Below are 15,841 nucleotides of genomic sequence, written 5' to 3' on the forward strand. Positions count from 1 at the left end.
TGCTAACAACATCGGGTAATCACATGTTCACATCGCTTCAACGCTTTCGTCCCATCGCGGCTTTCTGTGCGGCCTTGCTGATCGGCCTCGCGCCGGTGTCGTCCGCTTTCGCCGATAACGGCCCGCCGGAAGTCTCGAACGGCAAGACAGCGCTCGCGGCGCGCATGCCCGACGTCTCGGTCGGCGCGCAGTACGACACGACACACGTGTATGTCGCCTCGGCGGATCTCGACGCGTTCGTCACCAGCTTTCTCGCCACGTTCGGCGGCAAGGCATCGCCGCGCGCGGTGTTCACTGTGACGCCGACGCCGAGCAAGACCGCGTCGCAATACGTGCAGACGCCGGTCGGCATGCTGTCGGTGTTCGGCTTCGAAACGCCGATTCCCTATCCGTTCGGCAATGAGCGGACCGGCTATCTCGTCACCAACATCGACCAGGCGGTGAAGGCGGCGCGCGCGGCGGGCGCCGACGTGCTCGTCGATAGCTTCGACGATCCGATCGGCAAGGACGCGATCATCCAGTGGCCGGGCGGCCTGACGATGCAGCTCTATTGGCACACCAAGGCGCCGAACTACGCGCCGCTGCACAGCGTGCCGGATAACCGTGTGTATGTGTCGCGTTATGAAGCCAACAATTTCGTGCGCCGCTGGCTGCATTTTTCGCATGGCAAGGTGGTGTCGGATGATCCGCGCGCCGATGCCGGCGTGATCGGCCGTCCTGGCGAGACGATTCGCGAGATCCGGATCAATTCGGGCTTCGGCCGCATGGTGGTGTTCGTCACGGACGGCAAGCTGCCGTTCCCGTTCGGACGTGAGACGACCGGCTATGCCGTCGACGATCTGGCGCGGACGCTCGAGCGCGCGCAAGCGGCCGGCGCGAAGGTGTTGTCGCAGCCGTACAGCACTGCAGCAGGCAAGAGCGCCGTGCTCGAATTCCCGGGCGGGTATGTCGCCGAAGTGCACGATGGCCAGTAATGCAGGCGTGATGCGGGCGTTGCAGACGTCGCGGTCGCGCCAGCGGTTGCGGCGGCGCTCGGCGCTGCGCGCCGCCCATGCGCTGTTGATCAGCACGGGACTGGCGGTCGTGCTGCCGGCGTCGGCGGCGGATACCGCGCTCGGCGGCGCAGACGATACCAGCACGACCGCCACGCCCAGCAGCACAACGGCGGCCGCCAGCACTTCATGCGCGCGGCCGGCGGTCATGTTCAATCGCTGGCAGGAAAACTGGTCGGCGCTCGCCAATCCGTGCGTGCCGAAGAAGCCCTTCGACTCGCTGAAATACATTCCGCTGTTCGGCAATCCCGACGCGTATATCTCGCTCGGCATGGTGCTGCGCGAGCGGCTCGAATTGAACGACGCGCCGCTCTTCGGGCTCGGTTCGGGCCGCGACGACACGTACGTGCTGCAACGTCTTGAAGTCCACGCGGACGTGCGCCTCGGCCCGCACGTGCAGATCTTCACGCAGTTCGAGGATGCGCGCCCGTTCGGCAAGGACAGTGTCTCGCCGGTCGACAAGAATCCGCTCGACCTGCGCCAGGCGTTTGTCGCCATCACCGAACCGCTCGGACCCGGCACCTTCAAGTTTCGTGTCGGCCGGCAGGAGATGGCGTTCGACTTGCAGCGGTTCATCTCCGTGCGTGACGGCCCGAACGTGCGCCAGGCCTTCGACGCCATCTGGGCCGACTATGAAACCGGCCCGTGGCGCTGGATCGCCTATGCGACGCAGCCGGTGCAGTACCGCGACAACTCGGATTTCGACGATGTCTCCAATCGCGATCTGACGTTCAGCGGCGTGCGGGTGGAGCGCAAGGCAGTCGGTCCGGGTGATCTGTCCGCCTACTACTCCCGCTACAACCGCAGCAACGCACACTTTCTCGATGCCACTGGCGACGAACATCGCGACGTGTTCGACGCGCGTTACGCGGGCTCGGTCAATCACATCGACTGGGACGCGGAGGCGATGTATCAGTCGGGCCATGTCGGCAACAAGACGATCGGCGCATGGGCGGTCGGCACGCTCGCCGGCTACACGCTGGCTTCGCTGCCGTGGACGCCGCGTCTCGGCCTGCAAGTGGATGCGGCCTCGGGCGACACGCATCCGGGAGACGGCCGCATCGGCACCTTCAATCCGCTCTTTCCGAACGGCTACTACTTCGCGCTCGCGGGTTATACGGGCTACTCGAACGTGATTCACGTCAAGCCGTCGCTCGTCGTCAAACCGAGCAGCAAGCTGTCGCTGCTCGCGGGCGTGGGGCTGCAATGGCGCGAGACCACCGCCGATGCGGTGTATCAACAAGGCTCGGCGGTCGTGCCGGGGACCGCCGGCCACGGCAGCCGCTGGACCGGTTTCTATACGCAGTTGCGCGCCGACTATGCGGTCACCGTGAATCTCGCCGCCGCGCTCGAAGCCGTGCATTTCCAGGTCGGACCGTCGCTGCGCGAGCTGGGTGCGCGCAACTCCGACTATGTAGGCGCCGAACTCAAGTTCGGCTGGTAACGCGGTGTGGCGGCACCGTGTTATCGGCGAGGCGTGTCGGAAGAGGGATCCGGTTTTACCCGCAAACACTTCGGGAGCAGCATCATGCATGTCGAAACCCCCTTGAAGCAACGCACGGAGACGGCTCAGCACCCGTCGGCGATGCCGGACGACGGCCGCGCTCCAGTGTGGAATCACATGATCAACCGCCTGTTGGCGGGCTATTGCAATGAGACCGAAGGGGAAGCCTATCTGAAGGCGCCGGCGAAACGCGTCGCCGCGGCGGACGCACCGTCGCGGCATATCCAGATCGAAGTACTCGAGCGTCTGTCGGACACCTCGATAGCCGTGCTCTGGCAGGATGCGACCCGTTGCCAATATGTCGACCAGGTGTGGATCTGCTGCCGCGCCCGCATCAAGGGACGCTGCGCATTGAGTGGCGCGACGATTCGCCGTGACGATGCGATCTACAAGCCGAGAATACGCAGCGCGACTCCTGCCAATGCGGACGCCATGATTCTGGCTTCCGTGATTGCGCGCATGCCGTCCACTGTCATGTCGGGCGACTCGCGCTAAACGGCCCAAACCGGCCACGCGATCCGTAGCCGGCAGCCGCTTGCTCAGTACAAAAAATTTGAACGATACGATCAGTTTTTTCCGCACATGCGTATTCGCGGCTGGTCTAGACTTCGGGGACACTTCGCTGAGCAGTCAGTCCTCAGTGGTTCCTCATCCCGCTGTGTCTTGGATACTCAGGCAATGATCCGCATTGGCCCGCTTCATGTGGACCTCGCCAGCCGCGAGCTGTTTCTCGACGGACAGCCTGTGCGCATCGGCAGCCGTGCCTTCGACATCCTCGCCGTGCTGATCGCCGCGAATGGCGCGCTGGTGTCGAAGAACGCCATGCTCGAGCAGGTGTGGCCGGACACCATCGTTGAAGAGAACAATCTTCAGGTGCATATGTCCGCCTTGCGCAAGGTGCTGGGCGAGAGCCGCAACCTGATACAGACCGTGTCGGGAAGAGGCTACCGGCTGGTATCGAGAGAAGCGTCCGCGGAACAGCCGGGCGACGCCATTCGTGATTACGCACTCGACACTACCGAACAAATTCCATCTGTTCGCAACGTTCCCAACAATCTGCCTGCCAGTAGTTCGGCGCTGATCGGCCGGGATCAGGCAATCAGCGACGTTGCGCAGACGCTCGCTTCGACCCGCCACGTCACGCTCGTCGGTTCCGGCGGGATCGGCAAAACCCGTTTGGCCGTCGAGATCGCGCGCAGCTCGCTGGCGCACTTTCCGGAAGGGGTCTATCTGGTGCCGCTTGCGTCCACCGTCGACGCGAATAGCGTGCTTGCCATGTTCGCCAATAGCGTCGGCGTGAGCGCGGCGAGCGGCCCGCTTACGCTGGCGCGCGTCAGCAAGGAACTCGGCGAACGGCGCGTGCTGTTCGTGCTGGATAACTGCGAGCACGTGCTCGGCCCCGCCGCCGAACTGGCCGAAGCGCTATTGAACGTGAGTCCGGCCATCCGGATTCTCGCGACCAGCCGCGAGCCCCTGCGTGTCGTGGACGAGCACCTGTACTGGGTGGCGTCACTCGACGTGCCCGCTCGCGACGATGAGAGCCAGCATGTATTGCAACGCAGTGCCGTCCAGTTGTTCCTGTCACGCGCCCGCGCGATCGACGCGCGTTTTTCGTCCGACGATCGAAGCATTCATCTGACCGGCACCGTGTGCCGCCGCCTGGATGGCATTCCGTTGGCAATCGAACTGGCGGCGGCGCGCGCCGCGATACTCGGCATCGAGACGCTCGCCGACCATCTCGACGACCGCTTCAACATGCTGACGGGCGGCAATCGCACTGCGCTGCCGCGTCACCAGACCTTGAAGGCGACGCTCGACTGGAGTCACGCCTTGCTCGACGACGCGGAGCGCACGACGTTGCGCCGGCTTGGTGTCTTCGTGAACAGCTTCGCGATCGACTCGGCGATCGCCATGGTAAGTGACGACGGGATGCCAGAATCCGACGTGATCAGCGCGCTATCCGGACTCGTCGAAAAATCGCTGGTGGTGATGCACGCGGAGCGCGGCAAGGCAAGCTACCGACTGCTGGAAACCACGCGTGCCTACGCAATGCAAAAGCTCGACGACAACGGCGAGCGGCGCCTCGTCACGCTCAAACACGCGCGCTATTTTGCGGACCTGCTCGAACGCGATTCGTCGAGCGACGCGCGTGAAGCACATGAAGCCCATGATGCAAACGCCGCGAGCGTCGAGCCGGACCGCTGGCATCACCGCATGCGCGAGCAACTCGACGATTTGCGAGCCGCGCTGGCCTGGGCGTTGTCACCCAAAGGCGACGCTGCGCTGGGCGAAACGCTGGCGGTGAAGTTCGTGTCGGTGCTTTATGAACTCTCGCTGGTCGACGAATGCTGCGTCTGGGCAAGGCGCGCTCTCGACGCCGTGGACGCGATCCATCAGGGTTCGCGCTCGCCGCGCCATTTGCGCGTGCGCATGCAACTGCTGGCCGCGCTCGGTGCGGCGCTCGTCTACGTCAACGGACCGAACCGCGAAACGCTCGGCATCTGGGCCGAGGTGCTGGCGCTCGCGATCGCGTCAGACGATCAGACGTTCGAAGCGCGCGCGTTGTGGGGCATGTGGAACGCAAGCCAGTCGGCCGGTGCGGCGCGCAATGGGCTGGCGTTCGCGCGGCGCTTCGCGTCGCTCGCCGCGCAGACGGGCGATACCGCCAACGGGATTCTCGCTCATCGCCTGCTCGGCATTGCCTCGCACTATGCGGGCGATCAGCAAGCGGCGCGCGCCTCGCTCGATCAGTTCTTGCAGCACACCGGCCGCTTGCAATATCGGCTGCCGCTCGGGCAATCCATCGATCAGGGCGTGGTCGGCCGCGCGACGTTTGCCCGCCTGCTCGGCTTGCAGGGCGCGCGCGATCAGGCGCTCAGGGTCGCCGAGGCATGCGTTGCCGAAGCATGCAGGCATGAACAGGCTATCGTCACGTGCTACGTGCTGGTCGAGGCGGAAATTCCGCTGGCGCTGCTGGCGGGCCAGCGAAAGCGGGCGGCTCGCGCCATCGCGTTGTTGATGGACGTGTCGGCGCGCGTTGGGCTGCGTGTGTCGCATGCATGCGGCCGCTGTTTCGACGAATACCTGCACTCGCTGGATGACACCAGTGCGCAGCGTGTTCAGAGTTTTCGCGCCGCGCTGGACGATCTCGACGCGCTCGAATACGCCGCGCCGCGCGCCATGTTCGCCGCGCAGTACGGCCTTGCGCTCGGCCGCGCCGGACAGCGGGACGAGGGCATCGCCGCCGTGGTCGATGCGCTCGCGCAGGGCGACGAGACCGGCGACCAGTGGTATGCCGCCGAACTCAGACGCGTGCACGCCGAATTGCTGCTGATGGAGTACGCCGGCCAGGCACCGTACGGCGATGCGGCGACGCAGGCACAGGCGAGTCTCACCGCGGCACTGGAGGAATCGTTGGCGCAGGGTTGCCGCTCGTTGCAACTGCGGGCCGCGACCAGCCTCGGGCGGCTTTGGCATGCGCAAGGCCGGAGCGTTGAGGCGGTGCAACTGATGAAGTCCGCCTGCGCGCAAATCACGGAGGGCCGCGATTGGGACGACTTCAAAGCCGCTCAAGAACTGCTGCGCGTCGCGGCTAAAGCGTGCGCGAAGGTCGGTGCTTGCGCCAACGTGGAGACCCGGATCGACATGGATGCGGATGCCGCCGCGGCTTCGTTCGACACACCGCCGCCGGACGAAATCAGCGAAGCCTGCTAGTAGTTGAACCTCAACCGTGCAGCATCCGTTGTTGCACCACGTCGTCGATCAAGTCAGGCCGGTCCAACTGCTCGACCCACCATTGCAGCGCCTTGCCGCATTCGTTGTCGCGCCATGCCAGATAGAAATGCGTGACGTCGCGCATGCCGATCACTTCCTTTTGCACCAGTTCGCCTTGGCTCAGCGCATCGACGGCGAGGCATTCCGGAATCGTGCCCGCGGCCAGCCCCTTGATCTGCGCGGCGAGTTTGGCTTCGAGCGTCGGCACCGTGAGCACTTCCTGATTGACGGCAAGCGCGATCGTGCGCGGCGCGAGTTTGCGTGACGTATCGCCGATCGCGACCGCGCGATGGCGCGCGACGATATCCAGCGTGAGCGGTCCGGGTACCGACGCCAGCGGATGATCCGGCGCCACCACGAACACATGCCGCAGCGAGCCGATCGGTTTCGCGATCAGATTGGGAATGGGCGGCGGATCGCCGGCCGCGCCGACGATCAGATCCGCGCGACGAGTGAGCAGCGCATCCCACGAGCCGCCCAGCACTTCTTTCGACAGATGCAGCCGCGTGTCCAGCTTGAGCTTGTAGAACTCGCTGACGTGATGCCAGAGCAGATCGAACGGAATGATCTCGTCGACGGCGATGTGCAACTCGGACTCCCAGCCGTGCTCGATTCGCTTCGCCTTGAATTCGAGCGCTTCGGCCGCTTCCAGCAGACGGCGGCCTTCCTCGACGACCACACGCCCCGCGTGCGTCAGCGTGGCGCGCCGGCCGGTGCGGTCGAACAGCTTGACGCCGAGATCGAGTTCGAGTTTCTGAACCAGATAGCTCAGCGAGGACGGCACCTTGTGAAGCGTTTCGGCGGCGCTCGCAAACGTGCCGGTTCGATCGATTGCATCGAGCACCTGCAGGACTTCAAAAGATAGATTCATGGAGAAGAGCCGGATCTGGCGGGTACGTTCAGCGAGACGTTCAGGATACTGGATTTCCTGAGGAACGGGCCTTGCCCGGATGGGTTCCTGCAGCGCCTTTGCCACATTCTCCAACGTGAGTTCGCCCGGTGCGCCCTCGATCCGCCCCCGCAGGGCATTTTTAACCAAGACGGCCTCCCACGGGACTGGGTATGCTAGGCATACTCAGTCAATTCCTGCGAGGACATCAAGGTGCCGCATTATCTTTGCCATGAGCAGCCGGACCTGCTGGACTTTGAAACGGCCGTGATCGCCGCTCGGCCCGGCGCGGTCGTGCTGGGCCGTTCCGCCCTGCATCCGGGCGGCGGCGGCCAGGTGTCGGACGCGGCCACGCTGACGCACGCGCATGGCACGGTGCGCATCACCGGCGTCGCGGCAGAGGGCGACGTGCTCTGGCATCTGCTCGATGAACCGCTCGAACTGGCCGGCAACGTGCACGTGGCCATCGACGCGGCGCGCCGCGCCACGGTCGCCCAGCTCCATACCGGCACGCATATCCTCAACGCGCTGGTGTATCAGCGCTTTGCCGGCGCGCTCGTGACCGGCGCGCAGATCAACGCCGACGGCACCGCGCGTATGGACTTCGATCTGCCCGACGCGGATAACGACGCGCTGCGCCTGCTGGAAGAACCCGTCAACGAGGTGATCCGCAATGCGATGGACGTGCGCGCCTACTATGTCGGCGCCGATGAAGCGAAAGCGACGCAAGGCCTGATCCGCAGCCTTTCGGTGGCGCCGCCGCCGACGCCGGACGGCACGGTGCGTATCGTCGAGATCGGCGACCTGGACCGCCAGGCGTGCGGCGGCACGCATCTGACCAACACCGCGCAGTCGCGGCCCATCCGCATCGCGAAGATAGAGAACAAGGGCCGTCGTAATCGCCGGGTCAGAATCGAGCTGGTTTGAAGGGCATGGGGGCGCGAGCTATGGAGACATCGGATAAAAGCGAGCCGGAAGTGGTCTGCTGGCGCGACGGCGCGCTCGACGGCGCATGTCTCGCAAGTGCCCGTTACGGCAATCACAAGTTCGACCGGCATCTGCACGACGAACTCGTCATCGTCATGACGGAGGCCGGCGCGGGCCAATGTCATACGCGCGCGGGCAGCGAGGTTGCCGGGCCCGGCAGCGTGCTGGTCTTCGGGCCGGGCGAATACCATAGCGGCGAGGTCTGGGAAGGCCGCGAATGGATTTATCGCGCGATCTATCTCGACATGGAAGGGCTCGGCGCGCTCAGCGCGGTCTTCTCTCCCGACGCGCGCGCCGACAAACCGCTATTGATTCCGCCGGGGCTCTATCAGGATCCGCACCTTGCGGGCCTGCTGGTGAAGGCACATGCGAGCCTGGACGAACAGGGCGCTGTCTCGCTGATGGAGCGTCAGGCGAACTGGTGGGCTGCGATGGGGATGTTGGTCGGGCGCTATGGACGCTCGGGTGAGGAGGCGGCCGAACCCCGGCGCGAATTGCGCAAGATGGAGCAGGTGCGCGAGTACGTCGCCGCCAATTACGAGCGCGATATCTCGGTCGATGAACTGGCGGAACTGGTGGGGCTGAGCCGCTATTACCTCACGCGAGCGTTCTGCAAGGAGTTCGGGTTGCCGCCGCACGCCTACGCGACACAGGTGAGGTTATTGGCGGCGAAGCGCATGCTTGCCTCGGGCCAGAGTGCGGCGACGGCCGCTGCGGCTGTGGGCTTTTACGATCAAAGCCATCTCAACCGGCTGTTCAAGCGGGCGTATGGGATCACGCCTGGTGCGTATGCGGCGTTGAAACCGGGGCATTAGGCGGCGTGCGTTTCGGCAGCCCCATCACACCGGCAAAGGCACATCCTCAATCAACTCCGCGTGCACCGCGCGAATCCTGCGGTCGACGAAATACCCACCGCCTTCCACGTAACGCAGATAAAGCCGCCCGCACAGCGAGCATTGCCACACGGCGCAGCGGTTATACGGAAAGTACCGCGGCGCGATAGGCGCGTCCGCCGCCCAGTAAGTCGTCTTGCCCGGCAGATACTCGCTGAACGTCGGCTCCGGATCGTCCTCCGGCAACAACGTGCCGATTTCCTCGAACTGCGTTTCATCGAGCGACAAAGGCTGCGATTGCCAGCCTTCCAGCGGCGTTTTCGTGCACGTGCAGGGCGCGGTGGCGGGCGTCTGCGCAGCGCGCGCGAGTTCGAGGAGTGTTGCAGCGTTCAGATATTGCGCCATGAGGCTCACAGTCAGTTGTTCATCATCCGTTCCCGGTGCGGGACGACCCACGAGCGGTCGAACTTGCCGTCGGCAATCGACTGCAACGCCGCCGCTTCCTTCGCGTGCTGACGACGCGCGCCTTCGATCACCGCTGCCACGTCGGCGGGCGCGATCGCGAGCAAGCCGTCTTCGTCGCCGACAATGATATCTCCTGGATGCACCACCGTGCCGCCGACCGTGACCGGCACGTTGATTTCGCCCGGTCCGTTCTTGTACGGCCCGCGATGCGTCACGCCGCGCGCGTACACCGGAAACTCGCGCTGACGCAGCGCGCCGACGTCACGGATCGCGCCGTCGATCACGAGGCCCTGCACGCCGAGACTTTCCGCGAAGCTCGCCATGATCTCGCCCATCAGCGCCTGCGTGAGGTCGCCCGCGCCGTCGATCACGAGCACGTCGCCGGGCCGGCAAAAGTCGAACGCGCGATGAATCGCGAGGTTGTCGCCCGGCCGCGTGTGGACCGTGACGGCGGTGCCGGCCATCGCTCGCGGCTGATGATAAGGCCGCAAGCCCACCATGCCGCTCGCGCGCGCCATGTTGTCGCTCAGCAGCGAGACGGCCAGTTCACGGAGTGTTTCGAGTGTGGCCGGGTCGGCCTGCGGTGCGGAGTCGTATTCGCGCCATCCGATTGGATTCATACCGTTGCCCCTTGAGTTCCTTGTGCGGCGAGTTGTCGATCGAGTTGACGCGAGAGCCGCGGATATACGGCGCGCGCGTTGTCTTCGTAGATACGCTGGCGGTCCGCATCGCTGAGCCATTCGATGGCGTCGATATAGCGGCGTGTGTCGTCGTAATAGTGGCCGGTCTCCGGATCGATGCCCTGCACCGCGCCGATGGTTTCCGACGCGAACAGGATGTTGTCAACGGGAATGACCTTGGCGAGCAGTTCGGCGCCGGGCTGGTGATACACACAGGTGTCGAAGAACACGTTCTTCAGCAGGTATTCAGTGAGCAGCGGACGCTTCATGTCCTGCGCGAGTCCGCGATAGCGTCCCCAGTGATACGGCACCGCGCCGCCGCCATGAGGAATGATGAAGCGCAGCGTCGGAAAGTCGGCGAACAGATCGCCCTGCAGCAACTGCATGAACGCCGACGTGTCGCCGTTGATGTAATGCGCGCCCGTCGCATGGAAATTTGGATTGCACGACGACGAGACGTGGATCATCGCTGGCACGTCGAGCTCCACCATTGCTTCGTAGAGCGGATACCAGGAGCGGTCCGTGAGCGGCAAGCCGGACCAGTGGCCGCCGGACGGATCCGGATTCAGATTGCAGCCGATAAAGCCGAGCTCCTCGACACAGCGCCGCAATTCGGCAATGCAGTTCGCGGGCGGCACGCCAGGCGCCTGCGGCAACTGACATACACCGACGAAATTGCGCGGAAACAGTTCGCACACGCGATGCACGAGGTCGTTGCATTCGCTCGACCAGAGCGCGTTGGCTTCGGCGGTGGCGAGGTGATGGCCCATGCCGGCCGCACGCGGCGAGAAGATCGTGAGGTCGGTCCCGCGTTCGCGCTGAATCCGCAACTGGCCGCCCTCGATGCTTTCACGAATCTCGTCGTCGGTAATGATGGGCCGCGGTGGCGGCGGGCCGCCGTCCTTCAGCGCGGCGATCTGCTGCGCGCGCCAGGCTTCGTGCTGGCGCGGTGAGGTCGTGTAGTGACCGTGACAATCGATGATCATGGTGTGCAAATCCTGTGAGTTGTCCTTGCGCGTGCATGTGGTGCGCGCGCAGATTCAGTCCGCTGTTTTTTCAATCTGTTTGTTTGGCCGTGTCGCTTGTCAGGCGCGCGGCGCGGCGTCGCCGGTGGCGAGCGAGTTCGCTTCGTCCTCAGCAGGCGTGACTCGCATGACCAGCGCGATGATCGTCGCGACAATCAGAAAGGCCGCGATCGTCAGCAAGGCCAGCTTGAAGTTGCCGGTCGCATTGCGCACGAGGCCGATGCTCCACGGGCCGACCAGGCCGCCGAACTGCGCGATGGTGTTGATCAGCGCGATCGTCGCGGCGCCCGCCGCGCCGGTTCTGAACGACGACGCGAGGCTCCAGAACAGCGGGTTGCCCGCATAGATGAACAAGCCGGTCACGCACAGCAGCACATAAGCGATCACCGGGTTCGGCGCGTACGCGCTACCGGCAATGGCCAGCGCACTCATGCCGTACACGAATGCGAGGTGCTTCTTGCGATCGCCGGTGCGGTCGGAACTGCGGCTGATGAGGAAGGTGCCCAACACGCCGAGCAAGGGCGGCGCGGCAGACAGAAAGCCGACTTCGAGATTGCTCAGATGGCCGAGACTCTTGACGATCTGCGGCAGCCAGAGGAAGAGGCCGTAAATACCGACCAATGCGCAACCGAATAGGCACGCGAGGCTCCATACGCGGATGTCGCCCGCCACGCGCAGCAAAGGAAAATGCGTGTTGCCGCCCACCGCCTCGCGCTCGGCGGCGAGCGTCGATTCGAGCCAGCGCTTTTCGTCGTCGGACAGCCAGTCGGCGTCGGCGGGACGTTCGGTCATGATGCGCAGGGTCAACAGGCCGAGCAGCATGGCCGGCACGCCTTCGAGGATGAACATCCACTGCCAGCCCTGCAAACCGAGAATGCCGTTCGCGTAGGTCATCAGCGCGGTGGAGATCGGGCCGCCCAGCACCGCCGAAAACGAACCGGCGATGATGTAGCCCCCAACCGCACGCGCACGGTAACGCACGGGAAACCATTTCGTCAGATAGACCGCGACGCCCGGCAGAAAACCCGCTTCCATCACGCCGAGCAGAAAGCGCAGCACGTAGAAGCTCGAATCGTTGAACACGAAAGCCGTGGCCGCGGCGACCGCGCCCCACGTCAGAAGAATACGGGCGATCCAGCGGCGTGCGCCGACGCGATGCAGCAACAGGTTGCTCGGCACCTCCAGCAGCATGTAGCCGACGAAGAAGATGCTGCCCGCGAAGCCGAACACGGCCGGACTGAAACCGAGCTGCTTGTTCATGTCCAGCGCGGCGAAACCGATATTGATCCGGTCGAGATAGTTGAAGAACATCATCGCGAAGAGCAGGGGCATGAGGCGCCCGTAAACTTTTCGCATGGTTACGGCTTCGTTGATCGCGGTCATCCTGTCTCCTACCTTGCGGCGACGGCCGTAGCCGTGGCTGCGTTCTAATCGTGTGTGAGGTCAATGATAAGAACGCGCGGGCAGGGAGTCCAAGACCGGTTGCTTATGCTTCTATAATTTTTTGCTTATAGTGCGCGTCCGTGAGCGGCGCGGGAAGGCAAGCCAGAAAGGCCCGCAGATGGGGCGAAGCGTCGTCGGCGCGAAAGGTGGCGGCAAGCGTGGAGCGGTACGACGAGCCCGGTCCCGTAAGGTGACGGTAAACCACGTCGGTGCGTCCGTGCCGCGCCACCGATTCACCGATGAACGTCACGCCGAGGCCTGCCGCAACCAGGGCAATCGCGGTCTGGATTTCATAAGCCTCGTGCGCGACGAGCGGGGTGATGCCCGCATCGCGATAGAGCGATTGGACCGAGCGTTTGAACTGGGCGTTCTGATGCTTCGGATAAAGAATCAACGGCGTATCGGCAAGGTCGGCGATGCTCACCTTCTTGTGCGCTGCAAGCGGATGGCTGGGTTCGAGCGCGGCCACGACGCGTTCGCGCAGCAGCGGATACGACGTGCAACCTTCAACCGTCAGCGGCTGCCGGCCAATGCCAATGTGAATGCGCATATCGCGCAGCGCATCGGTTTGTTCTTCGGTGAGCATCTCGAAGAGTTTGAGTTCGACTTGCGGATACGCCTTGTGAAATGCCTTGAGCGCGGGCGGCAGGACGCTGTACATCGACGAACGGGTGAAGCCGACGCTCAGCCAGCCGCGCCGGCCGACGCCGATTTCCTGCGCGACGAGCGTCACCTGTTCCAGCGAACCGAGTATCTGACGCGCCTCGTTGCACAGATAATGGCCCGCCTCGGTCAGACTCAGCGGACGTCGTGCGCGATCGACCAGTTGCGTGCCGAGCCGTTCTTCGAGTGAGCGGATTTGCTGGCTCAGCGCGGGCTGCGCGATATGCAGGCGCTCGGCGGCGCGGCTGAAATTGAGCTCCTCCGCGAGAATCACGAAGCACTGCAGGGCTCTGATGTTCATATCGGTTTTCCTGCTCGCGTCTTACCGCTAACCGGCGGTTGATGGAACATTTCGTAAATCTCATCGTGCAGCCAGGCAATACCCGGATCCGCTGAAAATTGCGAGTGTGAGTGAACCTGAATTTCGATGGGCGGCAGCGCGAACGGCAAGGGCAGGATGCGAAATGCTTTGTTGCGATTGAAGCGCTGCGCGATACTCCGCGGAAAAATCACGGCGAGGTCGGTATGCTGAACGATCTCCGGTGCCACCACGAAATGCGGCAGGCGCAGCACGATATCCCGGCGCAGATTCAGTTCTTCCAGCCACTGTTCCACCATCCGGTGGCCGGTCGCGTTGGTGCTGGCATACACGTATCGCAGGCTCGCGAGGTCCTCCTTGGTCGGCTTCTGTTTGCGCAGCGGATGACCGGCCCGCACCACGCAAACATGTTCGTCGACGAAGAGCGTCTTGCTCACGCAACCCGGATCGAGACCGGGCACATAGCCGAGCGCAAGATCGATCTTGCCGCTGCGCATGGCCGAACTCACCGAATCGACGGACACATTCGCGATCTCCAGGCGAATGCCGCGCGCGTCGCGGTCGAGCATCGAGAGAAGCGGCGGCAGGAAATAGAACTCCGACATATCCGACATGGACACCCGAAACACGCGCTGCGCCGTGGCGGGATCGAATTTGGCGATTTGCTGGACCGCGTTGTTGATGATGCCGAACGCTTGAGTGAGCGGTGCGTGCAGGCGCAGGGCGGCGTCGGTGGGAACCATGCCGGTGGGCGTGCGAACGAACAGCGGGTCGTCGAATAAAACGCGCAGCCGGCGCAGCGCATGGCTGACCGCCGGTTGTGTGAGTCCGAGACGCTCGCCCGCGGCGGTCAGGCTGCGCAGATCGGAGATAGCCAGGAACACGCGCAGCAGGTTCAAATCCGTAATGCCGGGGTGCGACTTGGTCATGACGTTCGGAGCGCGGCGAGGGCGGGCATTTATTTGGGTTTCAGATTACCGTAAATGCTACGCATAGGGAAATGCAGCGTCGCGCCGCTGTAGGGCGGAAAGGCGTTGAAGTCCTGTTTCATGCTGGCGCGAATCGGTGACGCCAGCGCAGCCGCTAGCGACGCGGGATCGTCGAAGACCACTTTGTTGCGTTGCATGGCCGTGGCGCGTTCGATGCCGAGACCCGAGCGGTAATCGAGCCGCGTGTAGATTTCCAGCTCGCGAATACCAGGCAATTGCGCCATCAGCGGTGGATGATGCGCCAGGTAATGCGAGAGCCACGCGTTGAAGTCCCGCGCTTCGCCTTCGTAGCTGACGAGATAGGTGCAGCGTTCGGTGTGAGTGTTGAGGTTGCGTGGATTCGGTGTGGTGAATCGCCTGACCGCCATCGCTTGCTGCGTGAAGGTGAGACCCGTACTCGAAGATTCGCTTACGATGTCGTGTATCGCACCCTTAGGTTGCAGCGCTTGTTCTAGCACTTCGAGGTCGTCGAAATACCATTGCAGCACGCAGCGAGGTCGCACGGAAGCGTCTGACTTCGACAAAGGATCGCAGTCGTCCGATTCCGCGGGTACGTGGATTATTAAACGGCGTAATCCCTCTACGTCTCGCGGTGTTGGTTCGAACCGCGCTTCACGCGCAGTCGCACCGTGCCCAATGAGAAAGAAGCAGACTTCCACGTTCACCTCGCGCCTTGCGCCGCAACCGACGGCGCCGCCGCTTGCGGCCGTGCCAGCCGATGAAACTGCCGGCCGAAATAGATCAGCCCATCGCCATCCGAGCGCAGCGCAATGTGGCGGATCTGCGCGAACATGACCGAGTGCGAGCCGACCGTCTTGATGTCGACGATCTCGCCTTCGAGACTGGCGATCGCATCCGCGAGCACCGGCGCCGACGACGCGCCGTCCGTCCATGCGTGGCGTCCGAAGCGCTCGTCCATCGAGCACGCTGTCATGCCGGCGAAATCACGCGCGAGTTCCTGGCACTCGGCGGCAAGCACGTTGATGCACACGCTGCGGTTGCGATGCAGTACGTCGTGCACATAGCTGGCCTGATTGATACAGACGAGCATGGTCGGCGGCGCGTCCGTCACCGAGCACACCGCACTCGCAGTGATGCCGCAGCGGCCGCCGGGTCCGTCGGTGGTGATGATGTTGACGGCGGCCGGCAGGCACGCCATCGCATCGCGGAAACGCTTTCTGGTGTCTTCAATCGTCACGATCTTTTCCTTTTGCATGG

15 protein-coding genes are annotated in these 15,841 nt (G+C 63.9%); 6 read left to right on the plus strand and 9 right to left on the minus strand.

Features of this window, described 5'->3' with window-relative positions; genetic code table 11:
* Window positions 1-23 precede the first annotated feature (23 nt).
* The 4 genes from PQR42_RS19470 to PQR42_RS19485 all read left to right on the plus strand — a co-directional run bounded on the left by PQR42_RS19470 (window position 24) and on the right by PQR42_RS19485 (window position 6,270).
* The gene (locus PQR42_RS19470; protein WP_408387044.1) at window positions 24-974 is read left to right on the plus strand and encodes a VOC family protein; all 951 of its coding nucleotides are present in this window, start codon (window positions 24-26) and stop codon (window positions 972-974) included.
* Window positions 964-2,496, plus strand: coding sequence for an alginate export family protein (locus PQR42_RS19475; RefSeq protein ID WP_408387043.1), 1,533 nt, complete (start codon window positions 964-966; stop codon window positions 2,494-2,496). The genes PQR42_RS19470 and PQR42_RS19475 overlap by 11 nt, the downstream gene beginning before the upstream one ends.
* Before the next feature lie 84 nt (window positions 2,497-2,580).
* On the plus strand, window positions 2,581-3,051 hold the full coding sequence (locus tag PQR42_RS19480; RefSeq protein WP_408387042.1) for a DUF3331 domain-containing protein: 471 nt from the start codon (window positions 2,581-2,583) through the stop codon (window positions 3,049-3,051).
* A 183-nt stretch (window positions 3,052-3,234) separates the two neighbouring features.
* A complete protein-coding gene (locus tag PQR42_RS19485; RefSeq protein ID WP_408387041.1) occupies window positions 3,235-6,270 on the plus strand; it encodes an ATP-binding protein in 3,036 nt (1,011 codons plus the stop codon).
* Between the two features lie 10 nt (window positions 6,271-6,280).
* On the opposite strand, the gene PQR42_RS19490 is transcribed toward PQR42_RS19485, so the two are convergent.
* Complete coding sequence (locus tag PQR42_RS19490) at window positions 6,281-7,201, minus strand: LysR family transcriptional regulator (RefSeq protein ID WP_408218854.1); 921 nt, start codon at window positions 7,199-7,201, stop codon at window positions 6,281-6,283.
* 231 nt (window positions 7,202-7,432) lie between these two features.
* On the opposite strand from PQR42_RS19490, the gene PQR42_RS19495 reads away from it, so the two are divergent.
* Both PQR42_RS19495 and PQR42_RS19500 read left to right on the plus strand, forming a co-directional pair.
* Window positions 7,433-8,146, plus strand: a complete 714-nt coding sequence (locus PQR42_RS19495; protein WP_408387040.1) for an alanyl-tRNA editing protein — start codon at window positions 7,433-7,435, stop codon at window positions 8,144-8,146.
* A 20-nt stretch (window positions 8,147-8,166) separates the two neighbouring features.
* A complete protein-coding gene (locus tag PQR42_RS19500; RefSeq protein ID WP_408218860.1) occupies window positions 8,167-9,021 on the plus strand; it encodes an AraC family transcriptional regulator in 855 nt (284 codons plus the stop codon).
* 24 nt (window positions 9,022-9,045) lie between these two features.
* Here PQR42_RS19500 and PQR42_RS19505 read toward each other — a convergent pair whose 3' ends face one another.
* The 8 genes from PQR42_RS19505 to hpaC all read right to left on the minus strand — a co-directional run bounded on the left by PQR42_RS19505 (window position 9,046) and on the right by hpaC (window position 15,839).
* Complete coding sequence (locus tag PQR42_RS19505; RefSeq protein ID WP_408387039.1) at window positions 9,046-9,444, minus strand: hypothetical protein; 399 nt, start codon at window positions 9,442-9,444, stop codon at window positions 9,046-9,048.
* An 11-nt stretch (window positions 9,445-9,455) separates the two neighbouring features.
* Window positions 9,456-10,124: an RraA family protein gene (locus tag PQR42_RS19510; RefSeq protein WP_408218866.1), complete on the minus strand. Its 669-nt coding sequence runs from the start codon at window positions 10,122-10,124 to the stop codon at window positions 9,456-9,458.
* Window positions 10,121-11,170 (minus strand): amidohydrolase family protein, encoded by a 1,050-nt coding sequence (locus PQR42_RS19515; protein WP_408387038.1) that lies wholly within the window; start codon window positions 11,168-11,170, stop codon window positions 10,121-10,123. Before PQR42_RS19515 ends, PQR42_RS19510 begins: the two co-directional genes overlap by 4 nt.
* Window positions 11,171-11,269: 99 nt before the next feature.
* On the minus strand, window positions 11,270-12,592 hold the full coding sequence (locus PQR42_RS19520) for an MFS transporter (RefSeq protein ID WP_408218872.1): 1,323 nt from the start codon (window positions 12,590-12,592) through the stop codon (window positions 11,270-11,272).
* 103 nt (window positions 12,593-12,695) lie between these two features.
* Window positions 12,696-13,616 (minus strand): LysR family transcriptional regulator, encoded by a 921-nt coding sequence (locus PQR42_RS19525; protein WP_408493698.1) that lies wholly within the window; start codon window positions 13,614-13,616, stop codon window positions 12,696-12,698.
* The gene (locus PQR42_RS19530) at window positions 13,613-14,563 is read right to left on the minus strand and encodes a LysR family transcriptional regulator (protein ID WP_408218877.1); all 951 of its coding nucleotides are present in this window, start codon (window positions 14,561-14,563) and stop codon (window positions 13,613-13,615) included. The genes PQR42_RS19525 and PQR42_RS19530 overlap by 4 nt, the downstream gene beginning before the upstream one ends.
* 29 nt (window positions 14,564-14,592) lie before the next feature.
* The gene (locus tag PQR42_RS19535; RefSeq protein WP_408387036.1) at window positions 14,593-15,282 is read right to left on the minus strand and encodes an EthD family reductase; all 690 of its coding nucleotides are present in this window, start codon (window positions 15,280-15,282) and stop codon (window positions 14,593-14,595) included.
* Window positions 15,283-15,284: 2 nt separating this feature from the next.
* Complete coding sequence (gene hpaC / locus PQR42_RS19540) at window positions 15,285-15,839, minus strand: 4-hydroxyphenylacetate 3-monooxygenase, reductase component (RefSeq protein WP_408218882.1); 555 nt, start codon at window positions 15,837-15,839, stop codon at window positions 15,285-15,287.
* Window positions 15,840-15,841: the final 2 nt, after the last annotated feature.

The sequence above is a fragment of the Paraburkholderia sediminicola genome, assembly GCF_046027355.1.
Lineage (GTDB): Bacteria > Pseudomonadota > Gammaproteobacteria > Burkholderiales > Burkholderiaceae > Paraburkholderia > Paraburkholderia sediminicola_B.

Bases quoted from the DNA above. Each gene is read 5' to 3' on its own strand.
- PQR42_RS19520 (WP_408218872.1), bottom strand. From the start codon at position 12,592: ATGACCGCGATCAACGAAGCCGTAACCATGCGAAAAGTTTACGGGCGC.
- PQR42_RS19485 (WP_408387041.1), top strand. From the start codon at position 3,235: ATGATCCGCATTGGCCCGCTTCATGTGGACCTCGCCAGCCGCGAGCTG.
- PQR42_RS19525 (WP_408493698.1), bottom strand. From the start codon at position 13,616: ATGAACATCAGAGCCCTGCAGTGCTTCGTGATTCTCGCGGAGGAGCTC.
- PQR42_RS19505 (WP_408387039.1), bottom strand. From the start codon at position 9,444: ATGGCGCAATATCTGAACGCTGCAACACTCCTCGAACTCGCGCGCGCT.
- PQR42_RS19510 (WP_408218866.1), bottom strand. From the start codon at position 10,124: ATGAATCCAATCGGATGGCGCGAATACGACTCCGCACCGCAGGCCGAC.
- hpaC (WP_408218882.1), bottom strand. From the start codon at position 15,839: ATGCAAAAGGAAAAGATCGTGACGATTGAAGACACCAGAAAGCGTTTC.
- PQR42_RS19480 (WP_408387042.1), top strand. From the start codon at position 2,581: ATGCATGTCGAAACCCCCTTGAAGCAACGCACGGAGACGGCTCAGCAC.
- PQR42_RS19530 (WP_408218877.1), bottom strand. From the start codon at position 14,563: ATGACCAAGTCGCACCCCGGCATTACGGATTTGAACCTGCTGCGCGTG.
- PQR42_RS19475 (WP_408387043.1), top strand. From the start codon at position 964: ATGGCCAGTAATGCAGGCGTGATGCGGGCGTTGCAGACGTCGCGGTCG.
- PQR42_RS19470 (WP_408387044.1), top strand. From the start codon at position 24: ATGTTCACATCGCTTCAACGCTTTCGTCCCATCGCGGCTTTCTGTGCG.
- PQR42_RS19490 (WP_408218854.1), bottom strand. From the start codon at position 7,201: ATGAATCTATCTTTTGAAGTCCTGCAGGTGCTCGATGCAATCGATCGA.
- PQR42_RS19515 (WP_408387038.1), bottom strand. From the start codon at position 11,170: ATGATCATCGATTGTCACGGTCACTACACGACCTCACCGCGCCAGCAC.
- PQR42_RS19500 (WP_408218860.1), top strand. From the start codon at position 8,167: ATGGAGACATCGGATAAAAGCGAGCCGGAAGTGGTCTGCTGGCGCGAC.